The sequence below is a fragment of the Streptomyces sp. adm13(2018) genome (assembly GCF_008042145.1).
GTDB lineage: Bacteria > Actinomycetota > Actinomycetes > Streptomycetales > Streptomycetaceae > Streptomyces.
This window is the reverse complement of the sequence record NZ_RDBH01000013.1, coordinates 1-13345: the sequence shown is the minus strand read 5'-3', so window position 1 is coordinate 13345 and position 13345 is coordinate 1. Positions and strand designations below refer to the sequence as shown.

Below are 13345 nucleotides of genomic sequence, written 5' to 3'. Positions count from 1 at the left end.
GGCTGGTACCGCCCCGAGCACCGCCCGCTCAGCGGACCGACCGGATCCGGCGTACGAGGACGGATCCCGCGAGGGCCAGCACGGCGGCGAGGGCGTACAGGGCCGTGTAGCCGCCGAGGTGCGTCACGACCGGGGCCGCGATCACGGGGGCGAGGACCTGCGGCAGCGCGTTGGCGATGTTGATGACGCCCAGGTCCTTGCCCCGGTCCTCGGCCGCCGGGAGCACGTCCGTGAGCAGGGCGAAGTCCACCGCCGTGTAGACGCCGAAGCCGAGGCCGAGCACGAGCGAGGCGACGACGGCACCCGTCCACGTCTGCCAGCCGGCGAGCAGCAGGGTGGCCGCCGAGATGACCAGACCGGACCCGATCACGTACGGCTTCCGCAGACCGCTGCGGTCCGAACGGACGCCGCTGACCACGACCGTGGCGAGCAGGGTGAGCGCGTTGAGCGCCGTGAGGATCAGGACGCCGTTGTCGGCGTCCCCCCGGTAGCGCACGGCGTCGGTCAGGTAGTAGAGCAGGTACATGGTGCTGATGGAGTACGACAGGTTCATCAGGAAGCGGGTGAGCCAGGCCCAGCCGAAGTCGGGGTGGCGGCGCGGGTCGATCCAGAAGCCGGTGAGGAACGACCGCCACCGGAAGGGCGGACGGTCGGCCGGGGAGAGCGGGGTGTCGCGCCGCATCACGACGTACGGCACGGCCGCGAGCACCGTGAAGACCGCGCAGGCCAGGTAGCCGCCGGCGACTCCGCCCGCGAGCGTGGCCAGCGCGGTGCCGATCAGGATGCCGACGACCTGGGAGACCCCGAGCCAGCCCCCGACCAGACCGCGCTGTCGCCGCGGCACCTGGTCGGGGACGGCGGCGGTGAGCGCGGCGAAGGCGGCGTTGAGGGCGAGCTGGACCAGGCACCAGCCGACGATCACCGCCGTGACGCTCTGCGCCGAGGCGAGGGCGAGGAGCCCGGCCGCGCCGCCCGCCACGCCGCCGGCCACCCAGGGGACGCGCCGTCCCACGGCGGCCGTCGTCCGGTCGGAGAGGGCGCCGAAGACGGGGTTCGCGATCATCGACACCGCCGCGCCGACCCCGGTCACCAGGGCGAGGGTCGATGCCTTGTGGTCGGGGGTGAGGTGCTCCGCCTGGCGGGCCAGGAGCAGTTGCAGCGGGCCGAACCAGCCGACCCAGACGCCGAGGTTGGCGAGCGAGAGCGCACCCACCCAGCGACCGCCGGCCGGGGCGGCGGGCGCGGCGGCCGGTGTGGCGGCTGGTACCGGGGCCGGTCTGCCGGCAGGCTCGGGGGCCGGTCTGTCGGCGGTCCCCTCCGCCGCCCCCTCCGTGGTCACGCGTTGCTCTTGATCAGGTCGCGGTACCAGGCGAACGACCGCTTGGGGGTCCGGGCGAGCGTCTCGTAGTCGACGTGGACGAGACCGAAGCGCTGCCGGTACCCCTCCGCCCATTCGAAGTTGTCGAGGATCGACCAGATGAAGTAGCCGCGGACGTCCGCGCCTTCCTCGATGGCCCGGTGCAGCGCGCGGACGTGGCCGTCGTGGTAGGCGATCCGGCGGGCGTCGTCGATCCGCCCCGTCCCGGGGTCGGGACCGTCGCCGTACGAGCAGCCGTTCTCGGTGATGTACACGGGCGGCAGCCGGTCGCCGTAGCGTTCGCGCAGGGTGGCCAGCAGTTCGCGCAGACCGTCCGGCACCACCGGCCAGCCGAAGTCGGTGAGCTCCCGGCCCTCGATCTGCCGGATGTCGAAGGGGAGGTCCGGCGGTATGTCGATGCCGCCGAACGAGGATCCGGCGGGCGGGGAGCCGGCCGGTCCCTCGTCGCCGACGGGGTCCGCGGCCGGCCTCGGGGCACCGACGAGCATCGGGTTGTAGTAGTTGACGCCGTACCAGTCGAGGGGGGCCGAGATCGTCTTCAGGTCCTCCGCGACCGGGCCGGGGAGGAGGGAGTCCAGGCCCGCGGGGTAGGAGCCGGTCAGGATCGGGTCGGCGAAGAGGCGGTTGGTGAGGGTGTCGTACAGCTCGGCGGCCGCCCGGTCCTCGTCGCTGTCGCCGGCGGCCCAGACGGGGCTGTGGGAGACGGCGATCCCGATCCGGCGGGCCCCGGCGGCGCGCAGGGCCTGGACGCCCAGTCCATGGGCGAGGAGTTGGTGGTGGGCCGCGGGCAGCGCGTCGAAGACCATGCGCCGGCCCGGGGCGTGCTCGCCGAGTCCGTAGCCGAGGAGGGTCACCTCGGCCGGTTCGTTGAGGGTGATCCACAGCGGCACGCGGTCGGCGAGCCGCTCCGCGACCACCGAGGCGTACGCGGCGAACCGTTCGGCGGTGTCGCGGTTCAGCCAGCCGCCCTCCTTCTCCAGGGCCAGCGGGGTGTCCCAGTGGAAGAGGGTGGGGGCCGGGGCGATCCCGGCGGCGCACAGTTCGTCGACGAGCCGGTCGTAGAAGTCCAGGCCCCGGCCGTTGACCGGGCCGCGGCCGTCGGGCAGGACGCGCGACCAGGAGATCGAGAACCGGTAGGCGCCGACGCCGAGTTCGGCCATCAGCGCGACGTCCTCGCGGTAGCGCCGGTAGTGGTCGGTGGCCACGTCGGCCCGCGAGCCGTCCTTGACCCGGCCCGGTTCCCCGGTGAACGCGTCCCAGCTGGAGGGACCGCGGCCGTCGGCCGTGAGCGAGCCCTCGATCTGGAAGGCGGAGGCGGAGACTCCCCAGAGGAAGCCGGCCGGGAACTCGGGTACGGGCGCTGTCATGAGGGCTCGTTTCGCTCGGCGGCGTGCGGGTTGTTCACGGCACTTTCGGGCTCCGGGTCCGCCCTGTCAATGGAAAGTGAACAACTCTCACGTTTGATGGGGGGCGCAGGGCGGGGACGGGCCCTGGGAGGTCCCCGCCGGACCGCCGTCGGAGCGCCGCCGGACCGCCGTCGGAGTGCCGTCGTCAGCAGGTCCGGCGGACGTACCCGGGCTCGCCCGCGGGGCGGACGTCGGTGTCGCGCAGGACGACGGAGAGCGTCCCGCCCCAGGTCGCGCACGCCCGGGCCAGGCCCGCGGGCTCGTACTCGATGACGAACACCCGGTTGTCGAAGGCGGCCGCGTAGGCGCCGCATTCGTCGTACTGCCCGCACTCCTCGGCGACCGCGAAGTCGAAGCCGAGCCTCCGGCCGCGCTGCGCGAGGTCGGAGGCGTTCTTCTGCCCGATGGCGAGTCCGGCCGCGTGCGCGCGCCCGATGAGCAACCGCGCGAAGGCGAGGTCGTCTTCGGCGGTGAGGAGGCCGCGCGACCGGGCGTACGAGTCCAGGTTGTCGGCCTCGACCGCCTGGTAGCCGGCGGCGGCGCACCCGTCGATCCACTCGCCGACGATCGCGGCGAGGCGCTCGCGCTTGGCCGGCGCGGAGACGTCGAAGAGGGCCTCGTCCCAGTCCTGGTCGACGACCGGCGCTCCCCCGGTGTCCCGGAGGAGCAGGTCGGGGTGGTTCTCCTCCCACCAGTCGGTGGCGTCCGGCTGGGCCTGGAAGGCGTTGACGTAACAGATGTTGTACAGCCCGTCGGCGGGCGTCGCCGTACGGTCGCGGGAGACGGCGCCGACCCCGGCGGGCGGCGCGTAGGGCGATCGGCGCGGGGCTGACCTTCGCGGCCCTCAGCGATTCCTGTCTGATGGGCGTCCTGCTCTCCCGGCTGCCGTACAACCGCGGCCTCCGCAGCATCGCGACCGCCGTGGCCAGCATCATCAGTCCGAAGCCGACCAGGAGGACGGTGCCGGGTACGTACGCGGCGAGGCGCCCGCCCGCGTACGCGCCGACCATGCTGAACGCGCCGAACAGCAGACCGGTGCGCACGCGTACCCGCCGCGCCCGCGCGTGCGGGACCAGCGCCGCCAGGCTGGTGACGCCGACCACGAACAGCGAGGTGGCGATGGCCTCCTCGGTGCCCCGGCCCGCCAGGTACACCAGGATCGGCACGGTCAGGACCGACCCGCCGCCGCCGAGCACGCCGAGACTCAGGCCGATGAGCAGGGAGGCGCCGACGACGAGCACGGTCACGGCGTGCTCCGCAGCTCCGCGATCACCGAGCGGACGTCGGGGCGGGGGCCGCGGTTGTACGGCAGCCGGGAGAGCAGGACGCCCATCAGACAGGAATCGCTGAGGGCCGCGAAGGTCAGCCCCGCGCCGATCGCCGTCCCGATGAGGTGGACGCCCGGCACCAGGACGCCGACGAGGCCGGTGACGAGGACCGCGGAGCCGGCGACCAGACGGACCTGCCGTTCCATGTCCCAGCGCTCGAGGCCGCGGTTCACCGGCGCGCCGGCCGCCTCCCAGGCGTTCACGCCGCCTTCCAGGACACGGAGGTCGGGCAGGCCCGCCCCGGCGAGCGCCTGCTCGGCCTGCGCGGCCCGGGCCCCGGACCGGCAGACCAGGACGACCTCCTCGTCGAGGTGGGCGAGGAGCTCGGCGCGGTGCTCGCGCAGGGTGTCCAGGGGGACGTTGTACGAGCCCGGGATGTGGACGGTACGGAACTCGCCGGGCGTGCGGACGTCGAGGAGGCGCGGAGCGCGCCCTTCCCGGACGAGTCCGTGCAGGGCGGCGGCGCCGAGGGAGGGCCTGGTCGGCGGCGGTGTGGCGGTCATACGGGACTCCGTGAGGGCGTGAGGGGCGGGGACCCCGCCACGGGGGCGGAGTGCGGGACGTGGCTCAGGCCGTGGCGGATGCCGGGGCCAGGCCGGAGAGGGCCGTGTAGCCGCCGAGGACGTCGGAGACGTCGGCGAAGCCGCGGCGGCGCAGCAGGCTCGCCGCGACGGAGGAACGGTGGCCGCCGGCGCAGTGCACGACCAGGGGCCGGTCACCGGGCAGCTCGGCGGTGCGGCGAGGCAGTTCGCTCAGGGGGATGTGCAGGGCGCCGTCGAGGAAACCGGCCGCCTCGCGCTCGCCGCAGGTGCGGACGTCCACGAGCAGGGGAGGGAGGTCGCCCGCGAGCGCGGCCCGGAGCCGGACGGCGGTCAGCCGGCTCGCCGGGACGACCTCGTCGGCCAGCTCCTCCAAGGCCGCCTCGGGATCGCGCAGATGGCCCGCCACCCGGTCGAGGCCGACCCGGGCGAGCCGGGTGACGACCTCCTCCTCGCGGTTCTCCGGCGCGATCACGATCAGCTCGTCGGCCGGGTCGAGGACCGTGCCGGCCTGCTCGGCGAACCGGCCGTCGGCCGGCACGTTCACCGCGTCCCGCAGATGACCGGCCGCGAAGTCCTGGGGGGTCCGCGCGTCCACGACGACCGCGCCCGAGCGCCGCAGTCCGGCGAACTCGGCCGGGGAGAGCGGGCGCGCCGCCGTCGCGTCGTAGCGGTCGCGGTCCCTGCGGTTGAGGTCGGCGTCGTAGGCGAAGTAGCCGGGCGCGGCGGACTGCCCCGCGGTGACCAGCGCGACGAACGCGTCACGGCTCATCGGCGCGCAGGCGTAGTTGGTGGCGCGCTGCGCGCCGATCGTGGACTGCCGCTCGGTGGAGAGGTTCTTGCCGCAGGCGGAGCCGGCCCCGTGGGCGGGGAAGACCCGCACCTCGTCGGGGAGCGCCATGAGCTTGCGCTGCACGCTGTCGTGCAGCATCGCGCCGAGTTCCTCGGCGGTGACGCCGACGGAGGCGAGGAGGTCGGGGCGGCCGACGTCGCCGATGAAGAGCGCGTCGCCGGTGAGGACGCCGTGGGGGACGGTGTCGTCGGCGTGCTCGTACACCAGGACGCTGATCGACTCGGGGGTGTGCCCGGGCGTCTCCATGATCTCCAGGACGACGTCGCCGAGGACGATCCGCTCGCCCTCGGACAGGGGGCGGATCGGGTACTCGGTCTCCGCCCGGCTGCCGTAGCCGATCCAGGCGCCGGTGCTGTCGGCCAGTTCCAGGTGGCCGGCGACGAAGTCGGCGTGGAAGTGGGTGTTGATGACGCCGACCACGGTCAGGCCGTGGGCCCGGGCGTCCGCGAGGTACTCCGAGACGTCCCTGCGCGGGTCGACGACCACCGCTCGCCCGGTCCTCTCGTCGGCGATCAGGTAGGACGCCTGGGAGAGGCAGTCGAGGTAGTACGGGGCGAAGAACACGGCGATCCTTTCGTGCGGCATACACGCATCGGGGCCTTCCCGGGCCCTCTGATACCCCCCTGGGTATCTGCGGTCGACCGTAAGGGGAGGTGTCGGGGCAAGTCAAATACCCCCCTAGGTATCTGTACGGAGGGGGGGGTGGGCACGCACCACCCCGAGCCGCGAGCCCGTGCGGCAAGGCGACGCGACGAGGCCGCCCTCCGGCCGGGATGTGGTCCCGGCCGGAGGGCGGCCTCGTGGAGTGCTCGTGCTGCGGGCCGCCCGGGGAGGGGGCCGTCGGTCAGGTCAGCGGGTCACCGGTCAGTGGCGGGCATCCGCCCGGCGGCGGCGGACGGCCACGAGGATCGCGGCGCCGGCGGCACCCAGGGCCGCGGCGCCGACGGCGTACGGCGTGAGCTGGGCGCCGGTGGTCGCCAGGGAGCCGTCGCCGGGGCCGGTGGCGGACGGCGAGGGTGTCGAACCGGGCGCGGCGGGGGCGCCCTGCTGGGGACGTCGCGGCTGCGGACCGTGCTCTTCGCGGGCGAACCGTTCGCCCGTCTGGTACTCGGTACCCGGCGCGAGGTCGGCTTCGGTGACGCGGTGGTGGGTGCAGACGTTGGTCTCGGTCGGGCCGTAGAGGTTGTGCAGGGACGCTTCCGGCAGCGCCGCGCGCAGCCGCCGCAGGTGCTTCAGGGCGAACGGTTCGCCCGCGAAGAGCACGGTCCGCAGCCGCGACGTCCCCAGCAGGGCGTGGTTCTTGGCGTCGAGCATCCGGATGAGGGCGCCGGGTACCGAGTACCAGACGGTGATGCCCTCCTCGGCGACCAGCCGGTTGAGGGCCGGGCCCAGGGCCCGCTGGTGCTCGGGCACGAGGACGAGGCAGGCGCCGGCGCTCGCGGCGGCGAAGACGTCGAAGACGGACAGGTCGAAGTGGACGGGGGCGTGGGAGGACAGCCGGTCCTCCGCGGTCAGCCCGAACTCGGCCACGGTCCAGTCGACGAACGCCGTCGCGTTGCGATGGGACAGCATGACGCCCTTGGGCGTGCCGGTGGATCCGGAGGTGTAGAGGATGTAGGCGAGGTCGTCGGGGCCGACGTCCGCGGGCGCGAACCCTTCGGGCACCGGCCGGTCCACGGCCCGGGTCCAGTGCGTCGTCCGGAGCGCCGTCCGGTCCGCCCGCGCGGGCTCGTCGGCCGGCGCCGGTTCGTCGCCGACGAGGACGGCCGTGTGCAGCGCGTCGGGAAGTCCGTGCTCGTGGAGCAGGGCGAGCCGGGGCGCGTCGGTGACCAGGCAGCGGACGGCGCAGTCGCCGAGGATGTAAGCGGCGCGGCCCACGGGCGTGGCCGGGTCGACCGGGACGTACGCGGCCCCGCACTTGAGGACGGCGTGGAGGGTCACGAGGGTCTCGGTCGACTTGCCGAACCACAGGCCCACCCGGTCTCCGGGGCGGACTCCCCGCTCGCGCAGGGTCGCGGCGAGCGCGGTGGCGGCCCGGTCCAGGGCGGCATAGTCGGTGGAGCGGCCCCGGTGGCGGACGGCCTCGGCGGTGGGCCGGGCGGCCGCGGCGCGGGTCAGCAGCTCATTCAGCGTGCGCATGGAGGGCTCCTGCGGGGCGGGGGGACGCGGCGCGGGCGCGGGTGGTCAGGCCGAGCTTCTCGGCGATGACCAGCCGCTGCATGTCGGAGGTGCCGGAGGAGATCCGGGTGCCGAGCGCGTCGCGCAGATTCCGTTCGACGTCGGTGTCGGTGGTGTAGCCGAGTCCGCCGTACAGCTGCAGGGCGTCGAGGAAGGTCTCGACGGCGGACTCGCTGGTGCGGAGCTGGGCGGCCTCGGGGTAGTGAGAGGGGACGTCCCGTCCGAGGTCCCAGGCGGCCCGGTGGGTGAGCAGGCGGGCCTCGTCCAGCCGGATCCGCATCTCGACGACGCGGTGGGAGACGGACTGGAACTTGCCGATGTTCCGGCCGAACTGCTCGCGGGTGCGCGCGTACCGCACGCACTCGTCGATCTGGCGCCCCATGGTGCCGAGCAGCGGGGCGAGGATCAGCGAGCGTTCCCAGGCCATGGTCGCGGAGAGGACGCGGGAGCCCTGCTTCTCCGCGCCGAGCCGGGCCGAGAGCGGGATCCGGCAGCCTGCGAGGGTGATCTCGCCCCAGGGGGCGGTGCGCAGGCCGGCCTTCTCGTAGCGGGTCTCGACGGTGAGACCCGGCTGGTCGCGGTCGACGAGGAAGGCGGTGACCCCGGTGAACCCGAGGGCCGGGTTGACGGTGGCGTACACGAGGAAGACGTCGGCGAGGGGCGCGTTGGTGACGAAGCGCTTGGCGCCGTCGAGGACGTAGTGGTCGCCGTCGCGGCGGGCCGTGGCCGTCAGGGAGAGGGCGTCGGAGCCGGAGCCGGCCTCGGTGATGGCGTGTGCGCCGATCAGTCGGCCGTCGCAGAGCCCGGGGAGGTAGCGCGTCTTCTGCTCCTCGCTCCCGAAGAGCAGCAGCGGCATCTCCGCGGCCCAGATGTGCGCGCCGAGCGCGATCATGAGTCCGTTGTCCCGGCAGCCCTCGCCGAGGCCCTCCAGGGCGAGGGCGCAGGTCAGCGGGTCCAGGCCGAGGCCGCCGTACGCGCGGGGCACGGGGAGGCCGAGGACGCCGGCGTCGGCGCAGCGCTGCCAGTCGCCGGGCTGGAGCGTCCCGGTGCTTTCCCGGGCCGGGAGGTCGGCGCCGAGCTCCTGGCCGAGCAGGCGGAACCGGTCGGCGAGGGCGGTCTGTTCCTCGGTGGGGCTGAGGTTCACGGGTGGCCGCCGACCGCGTCGAGGGCGGGCAGCCCGGCCAGCGAGGCCGCGATGTGGCCGTCGGAGACCACGTGGTCCTCCAGGGTGCCCGCGAGGTACTGGTCGTACGCGGAGAGGTCGAGCAGCCCGTGGCCGCTGACGTTGAAGAGGATGACGCGCGGCCGGTTCTCCTCGCGGGCCCGTACGGCCTCGTCGACGGCGCACTTGACGGCGTGCGCGGACTCGGGGGCGGGGATGAGGTTCTCCGTGCGGGCGAAGAACGCGCCGGCCTCGAACACCTCCTTCTGTCCGTAGGCCACGGCCTCCATGAGGCCGCGGTCGTAGAGGGCGCTCACCAGCGGGGCGGCGCCGTGATAGCGCAGTCCGCCGGCGTGGACGCCGGGCGCGACGAAGGTGTGGCCGAGGGTGTACATCTTCGTCATGGGGGTGGTACCGGAGAAGTCGTTGTAGTCCCAGGCGTAGCGGCCCCGGGTCATCTTGGGGCACGCCTCGGGCTCCACGGCGACCAGCCGGGTCCCGGCGCCGGTGCGGAGCTTCTCGCGGTGGAAGGGGAAGGCGAGACCGGCGAAGTTGCTGCCGGCGCCCATGGCGCCGATGACGACGTCGGGGAACTCGCCGGCCATCTCCATCTGGAGCAGGGCCTCTTCGCCGATGACCGTCTGGTGCAGCAGGACGTGGTTCTCGCCGCTGCCGACGGAGAAGGCGCCGCGGGTGACGCTCCGGGCGTGTTCGAGGGCCTCGGCGTTGGCGATGGCGACGCTGCCGTCGCCGTCGGGCGAGGCGGCCAGCAGGGCGCGGCCCGCCTCGGTGGTGCCGCTCGGGCTCGGGATGACGCGGGCGCCGTTGAGCTCCATCAGGACCCTGCGGTAGGGCTTCTGCCGGTAGCTGCAGTTGACCATGAAGACGGTGCAGGCGAGGTCGAGGGCGTGGCAGGCCATGGACAGCGCGGTGCCCCACTGGCCGGCGCCGGTGCCGGTGGTGATCTCCTGGACGCCGGCCTTCTTGTAGTAGTGGGCCTGCGCGAGGGCGGAGTTGAGCTTGTGGCTGCCGGAGGCGTTGGCGCCCTCGTACTTGTAGTAGATGTGCGCGGGGGTGTCGAGCGCCTGCTCCAGGCGGTGGGCGCGGATCAGCGGGGTGGGCCGCCAGCGCTGGTACTGCGCGCGCACCGGGTCGGGGATCCTCACGTGGCGCTCGGTGCCGACGCTGCCGCGGTACATGGACAGCGGGATGTTGGCGCCGGTGGAGCCGCGGTCGGCCGTCTGCGCGTCGGCGTCCGGTCCCGTGGCGGGCCGGGCCCGGCGGACGTCGGAGGCCGACACGTCGAGGTCGGCGAGGATGTTGTACCAGTGGGTCGGGACGTCGTCCTCGTCGAGCAGGTACTGGTTGCGCAGGGCTTTCATGCCGGGGTCTCCGTCCGCAGGCCGGCGACGTGCCGGCGGACGAGCGCGACCAGGTCGCCGACGGTCTCCAGGTCGGCCTCCATGACGTCCTCGTCCTCGATGTGGCCGCCGAACTCGTTCTCCACGGCGAGCAGGAGCTGGAGCAGGTTGAGCGAGTCGAGCTGGATCATCGGCGAGTAGAGCGAGGTCCGGGGACCGATGTCCTGGGGGTCGAGACGGAGATCGAGGGCGTCGACCATGAGTGCGCGGACCTTCGTGGCCACGTCGTCGTCGGGCAGCATGTCGAAAGGCTCCTTGGAACAGGAAATACATCAGGTCGGGGTGACTGCGCGCGGGCCGCGCCGGGACGACACCGGAGGGATAGTTCCGTGACGGCCCGAGACCGGTGCGCGAGGAAGTCGGGGAAAGACGGGGAGAGACGGCAAAAGCCGGTGCCGAGGGTCACCATGGGGGAATCAGCAGGGGTCGGCGAGAAGACGGGAGACGTCCGTGACGATCTCGCTCCCCACCACGAGGAAGAAATGATCTCCGGGAAAGACCCGCAGGGAGAATTCGCCGGACGTCGCGTCCGACCAGGCGGCGGCGTGCGCCACGGGCACGCCCGGGTCGGCGTCCCCCACGTACGCCGTCACCGGCACGGTCACCGGCCGCGCCGCGGTGGGTCGGTAGGTCTCGATCAGTGTCAGGTCGCCGCGGAACGACGGCAGCAGCAGGGCCAGCAGCTCCGGCTCGGCGACCACCGCCGGATCCATGCCGCCGAGCGCGAGCAGCCCCTCGACCATGGCGTCGTCGTTCTGCAGATGGAGTGTGCGGCCGCCCCGCGGGCTGAGCGGCGCGCCGTGTCCGGAGACGAACAGGTGGCGCGGACGAGCCCGGTAGAGCGCCTCCAGACGCAGGGTGACCTCGTACGCGAGGGCCGCGCCCATGCTGTGGCCGAGCAGCGCGACCGGCCGGTCGAACAGCGGAAGGAGCTCGCGCGCCACACGGTCGGCAAGCGGCCCCATGGCGCTGACGCACTCCTCCCCGAAGCGGTCCTGCCGCCCCGGGTACTGGACAGCGACGAGTTCCACGTCGTCCGGCAGGGCCTCGGCCCAGCCGTAGAACGCGCCGGCGGTACCGCCCGCGTGGGGCAGGCACACCAGGCGGATCCTCGGCGCGGGCACCGGGCGGGGCCGGCGCAGCCAGCGCCCGTCCGGGCTCGCGGCATGCGGGGCACGTACCGGGCTGGTCATCACTGGCGGCCTGCTTCCCTGGGCTTCTCGAACGGCCGGGAACTCACTCGTACCGGCATTTCAAGTACCGCACCCTAACGCCATTTCGCGGCTCGTCACCACCTGATTCGGGCGGCAGTTCCCCATACAGAATTCATCCAGCCCGCGGGTGCCCGGACTCCGTACATTGGTCCGCCGTCACGTCGTGAATTCTCTCCCCGCCGCCCGTCGCCGGAGGAATTCAGCTCATTCGATCCTGCCGAAAGAGACCCGTCACGCCATGAATTCCCTCCCTCTGCACCAGGTCTACGTCGGCGGCCGGTGGACCGCCCCGCGCGCCGCCGGCACGATCCCCGTGGAGAACCCGGCGACCCTGGGGATCGTCGGGGAGGTCCCGGACTGCGGCGGCGAGGACGTCTGGCACGCGGTGGACGCCGCCCGCCGGGCCCTGCCCGGCTGGTCGGCGACCGGCGTCGAGGAGCGCGTGGCGGCCCTGACGGCGCTGCGCGAGGCCCTGGTGAAGCACCAGGACGAGCTGGCGGAGACCGTCACGCGGGAGATGGGGTCGCCCCTCACGTTCTCCCGGCGCGTCCAGGCGGGCCTGCCCGTGCGGGTGCTCGACGGCTTCACGGCGGCGCTCGCCGCGGCCACCGCCGAGGAGCGGATCGGGCACTCCCTCGTGGTGCGCGAGCCGGTCGGCGTGGTCGGCGCCATCACCCCGTGGAACTACCCGCTGCACCAGGCGGTCGCCAAGATCGGCGCGGCCGTCGCAGCGGGCTGCACGCTCGTGCTCAAGCCGAGCGAACTCGCCCCGCTCTCCTCGTACCTCCTGGCGACGCTCATCGACGGGATCGGGCTGCCGCCGGGCGTCTTCAACCTCGTGCCCGGCAGGGGCGCGACGGCGGGCGCCGCGCTGACCGTCGACGACGGCGTCGACCTGGTGTCCTTCACCGGGTCGCTGGAGGCCGGCCGGAAGGTCGGCGCCGCGGCGGCCCGTACGGTCAAGAAGACCTGTCTGGAGCTGGGCGGCAAGTCCGCCACGGTGGTCCTGCCGGACGCCGACCTGGCCGCCGCCGTCGAGGACGGGGTCCGCAGCGCCCTGCACAACGCGGGGCAGACCTGCACCGCCCGCACCCGGCTGCTGGTGCCGCGGGAGCGGCTGGACGAGGCGCTGGACATCGCCCGTTCGGTCGTCGCCGGTTACGTGCCGGGCGACCCCGAGGACCCGGCGACCCTGTTGGGCCCCCTCGCCTCCGCCGGGCAGCGCGAGCGGGTCCTCGGCCATCTGGCGCAGGCCGTCCGCTCGGGTGCCCGTCAGGTCGCCGGCCAGGACGCCGCGGCCGCGCTGCCGGCAACCGGGCACTACGTGGCGCCGAGCGTCTGGACGGACGTCGCTCCTTCCTCGCCGCTGGCCCGCGAGGAGGTCTTCGGTCCCGTCCTCGCGGTCATGACGTTCGACGGCGACGACGGGGCGGTATCGCTCGCGAACAGCTCCGAGTACGGCCTCGCCGCCACCGTGTGGTCCGGCGACCGGGACCGCGCGGTCGCCGTGGCCCGGCGGCTGCGGGTGGGCCAGGTCGACGTCAACGGCGCGAAGTTCAACGCCGCCGCTCCGTTCGGGGGCTACAAGCAGTCCGGCATCGGCCGGGAACTCGGCCGACACGGCATCCAGGAGTTCCAGGAGGTCAAGGCGGTCCAGCTGCCGTCCTGATCGGGACCGGTGGACTCCGCCGCACCGAGCCCCTTCCTCCCCACCCCCACTTCCCCGCACCTCGACTCGAAACGACGGGTGACACGTCAAGGCGGTCCAGCTGCCGTCCTGATCGGGACCGGTGGACTCCGCCGCACCGGGCCGCTTCCTCCCCACCCCCACTTCCCCGCACCTCGACTCGAAACGACGGGTGACAC

10 protein-coding genes and 2 pseudogenes are annotated in these 13345 nt (G+C 73.6%); 1 reads left to right on the top strand and 11 read right to left on the bottom strand.

Annotated elements, in window-relative coordinates:
* Positions 1-28 precede the first annotated feature (28 nt).
* The 11 genes and pseudogenes from EAO70_RS01110 to EAO70_RS01055 all read right to left on the bottom strand — a co-directional run bounded on the left by EAO70_RS01110 (position 29) and on the right by EAO70_RS01055 (position 11458).
* Positions 29-1339, bottom strand: a complete 1311-nt coding sequence (locus EAO70_RS01110; RefSeq protein ID WP_410090919.1) for an MFS transporter — start codon at positions 1337-1339, stop codon at positions 29-31.
* Positions 1336-2745 (bottom strand): glycoside hydrolase family 1 protein, encoded by a 1410-nt coding sequence (locus tag EAO70_RS01105; RefSeq protein WP_148001157.1) that lies wholly within the window; start codon positions 2743-2745, stop codon positions 1336-1338. The genes EAO70_RS01110 and EAO70_RS01105 overlap by 4 nt, the downstream gene beginning before the upstream one ends.
* Before the next feature lie 184 nt (positions 2746-2929).
* Positions 2930-3595: pseudogene (locus tag EAO70_RS01100) on the bottom strand (endo alpha-1,4 polygalactosaminidase); the annotation flags it as partial.
* Between the two features lie 82 nt (positions 3596-3677).
* Positions 3678-4031: pseudogene (locus tag EAO70_RS01090) on the bottom strand (TSUP family transporter); the annotation flags it as partial.
* Positions 4028-4615, bottom strand: a complete 588-nt coding sequence (locus tag EAO70_RS01085; RefSeq protein ID WP_148001156.1) for a rhodanese-like domain-containing protein — start codon at positions 4613-4615, stop codon at positions 4028-4030. The pseudogene EAO70_RS01090 and the gene EAO70_RS01085, both read right to left, overlap by 4 nt.
* 64 nt (positions 4616-4679) lie before the next feature.
* Entirely contained in the window at positions 4680-6068 is a 1389-nt protein-coding gene (locus EAO70_RS01080; protein ID WP_148001191.1) for an MBL fold metallo-hydrolase, read from the bottom strand.
* Between the two features lie 300 nt (positions 6069-6368).
* On the bottom strand, positions 6369-7643 hold the full coding sequence (locus tag EAO70_RS01075) for an AMP-binding protein (protein ID WP_148001155.1): 1275 nt from the start codon (positions 7641-7643) through the stop codon (positions 6369-6371).
* The gene (locus tag EAO70_RS01070) at positions 7627-8826 is read right to left on the bottom strand and encodes an acyl-CoA dehydrogenase family protein (protein WP_148001154.1); all 1200 of its coding nucleotides are present in this window, start codon (positions 8824-8826) and stop codon (positions 7627-7629) included. The genes EAO70_RS01075 and EAO70_RS01070 overlap by 17 nt, the downstream gene beginning before the upstream one ends.
* Positions 8823-10226 carry a TrpB-like pyridoxal phosphate-dependent enzyme gene (locus tag EAO70_RS01065; RefSeq protein WP_148001153.1) on the bottom strand — a complete coding sequence of 468 codons (1404 nt, stop codon included), beginning with the start codon at positions 10224-10226 and terminating at the stop codon, positions 8823-8825. Before EAO70_RS01065 ends, EAO70_RS01070 begins: the two co-directional genes overlap by 4 nt.
* Positions 10223-10507 (bottom strand): phosphopantetheine-binding protein, encoded by a 285-nt coding sequence (locus EAO70_RS01060; protein ID WP_148001152.1) that lies wholly within the window; start codon positions 10505-10507, stop codon positions 10223-10225. The genes EAO70_RS01065 and EAO70_RS01060 overlap by 4 nt, the downstream gene beginning before the upstream one ends.
* A gap of 174 nt (positions 10508-10681) precedes the next feature.
* On the bottom strand, positions 10682-11458 hold the full coding sequence (locus tag EAO70_RS01055; RefSeq protein WP_148001151.1) for a thioesterase II family protein: 777 nt from the start codon (positions 11456-11458) through the stop codon (positions 10682-10684).
* A 259-nt stretch (positions 11459-11717) separates the two neighbouring features.
* Here EAO70_RS01055 and EAO70_RS01050 point away from each other — a divergent pair, with 259 nt between their 5' ends.
* Positions 11718-13148, top strand: coding sequence for an aldehyde dehydrogenase family protein (locus EAO70_RS01050; protein WP_148001150.1), 1431 nt, complete (start codon positions 11718-11720; stop codon positions 13146-13148).
* Positions 13149-13345 lie beyond the last annotated feature (197 nt).

What these genes read in the sequence shown, in the direction of transcription:
- EAO70_RS01065 (WP_148001153.1), bottom strand. Translation starts at nt 10,226, where the DNA reads ATGAAAGCCCTGCGCAACCAGTACCTGCTCGACGAGGACGACGTCCCG.
- EAO70_RS01050 (WP_148001150.1), top strand. Translation starts at nt 11,718, where the DNA reads ATGAATTCCCTCCCTCTGCACCAGGTCTACGTCGGCGGCCGGTGGACC.
- EAO70_RS01085 (WP_148001156.1), bottom strand. Translation starts at nt 4,615, where the DNA reads ATGACCGCCACACCGCCGCCGACCAGGCCCTCCCTCGGCGCCGCCGCC.
- EAO70_RS01075 (WP_148001155.1), bottom strand. Translation starts at nt 7,643, where the DNA reads ATGCGCACGCTGAATGAGCTGCTGACCCGCGCCGCGGCCGCCCGGCCC.
- EAO70_RS01060 (WP_148001152.1), bottom strand. Translation starts at nt 10,507, where the DNA reads ATGCTGCCCGACGACGACGTGGCCACGAAGGTCCGCGCACTCATGGTC.
- EAO70_RS01105 (WP_148001157.1), bottom strand. Translation starts at nt 2,745, where the DNA reads ATGACAGCGCCCGTACCCGAGTTCCCGGCCGGCTTCCTCTGGGGAGTC.
- EAO70_RS01055 (WP_148001151.1), bottom strand. Translation starts at nt 11,458, where the DNA reads ATGACCAGCCCGGTACGTGCCCCGCATGCCGCGAGCCCGGACGGGCGC.